Consider the following 1259-nt stretch of genomic DNA (forward strand, 5'->3'; position numbering starts at 1 on the left):
GGTGGATTCATACGGTCGTTGCGACAAGTGGTGATCGTGGGAGGTCGTGATGGCTCGGGCGGCGAGTGTGTGGGTGCGGTTGGAGTTCTTCGATGGGTTGTGTGCGGGGTTGACGATCTCGCAGGCGGCCGCAGCGGTGGGTATGTCGCGCCGGTGTGGGGAGAAGTGGGTCGCTAAGACTGGCCGGATGACGATGTGGTACGGCGGCTCGGGGCCGCGCGGGGTCAAGACGGCAGCGAACTTCGATCTCGATCGTGAGCGGGGTCGGTATCTGTCTTTTGCTGAGCGTCGGGTGATCCAGGCCGGTATCAACTCCGGGCAGAAGATCGCGGCGATCGCTGCTGAACTGGGCCGCCCGCGCAGCACGGTCTATCGGGAACTGGCACGCAACCGCGGCAATGACGGGTTGTATCACGCAGGGCTTGCGCACGCGCGCGCCAGCGACCGTGCCCCGCGTCCGAAGCCGTTCAAGCTCGCCGACCCCGGGTTGTGCGCCACGATCGCCGAATGGATGGACGATGGGTGGAGTCCCGGGCTGATCGCGAAGGTCTTGCGTGCTGATGCCGGGCTGGATCGGAGCCAGCGAGTGAGTCACGAGACGATCTACCAGGCCCTCTACGTCCAGACCCGTGGGAGCCTGCGAGCGAACCTGGCCCGCAGCCTGTCCACCGGGCGCACCGCTCGTAAGCGGCGCGGCGTCAGCGGCCGGCGTGGCAAGCCCTACGCCGGTGCGCTCACGATCAGCCAGCGTCCCGCCTCGGTGGCCGACCGGGCCGTGCCGGGGCACTGGGAAGGAGACCTGATCGTGGGCCCAGGCGGCAAGTCCGCGATCGGGACCCTGGTCGAGCGCTCGACCAGATTCACGATCTTGCTGCACCTGCCCGGTGACCACACTGCCGAAACCGTCGCGAGGGCGATGGTGGACCAGATGGGTCAACTACCGGCGCATCTGCGCCGGTCCCTGACCTGGGACCGGGGCACCGAGCTGGCGGCCTATGACAAGATCCAACTCGCGCTGCAGATGCCAGTGTATTTCGCCGACCCGCACTCGCCCTGGCAACGAGGCTCGAACGAGAACACCAACCGGCTCCTACGCTTCTGGTTCACCAAAGGAAGCGACCTATCGACCTGGGACCCCACCGGGCTACGCACCGTCGCCGACAAACTCAACCGACGCCCCCGACCTACCCTCGAGATGAAGACCCCCGCCCAAGCCCTCAACCAACTCCTCACTGTCGCAACGACCACTTGACATTGGG

1 protein-coding gene is annotated in these 1259 nt (G+C 66.4%); it reads left to right on the top strand.

Annotated features, from left to right (window positions below):
• Positions 1-49 precede the first annotated feature (49 nt).
• Positions 50-1252, top strand: coding sequence for an IS30 family transposase (locus FV560_RS19950; protein WP_420853394.1), 1203 nt, complete (start codon positions 50-52; stop codon positions 1250-1252).
• The last annotated feature ends 7 nt before the right edge of the window (positions 1253-1259 follow it).

The organism is Ruania rhizosphaerae (assembly GCF_009805705.1).
In the GTDB taxonomy this organism is placed as follows: domain Bacteria; phylum Actinomycetota; class Actinomycetes; order Actinomycetales; family Beutenbergiaceae; genus Ruania; species Ruania rhizosphaerae.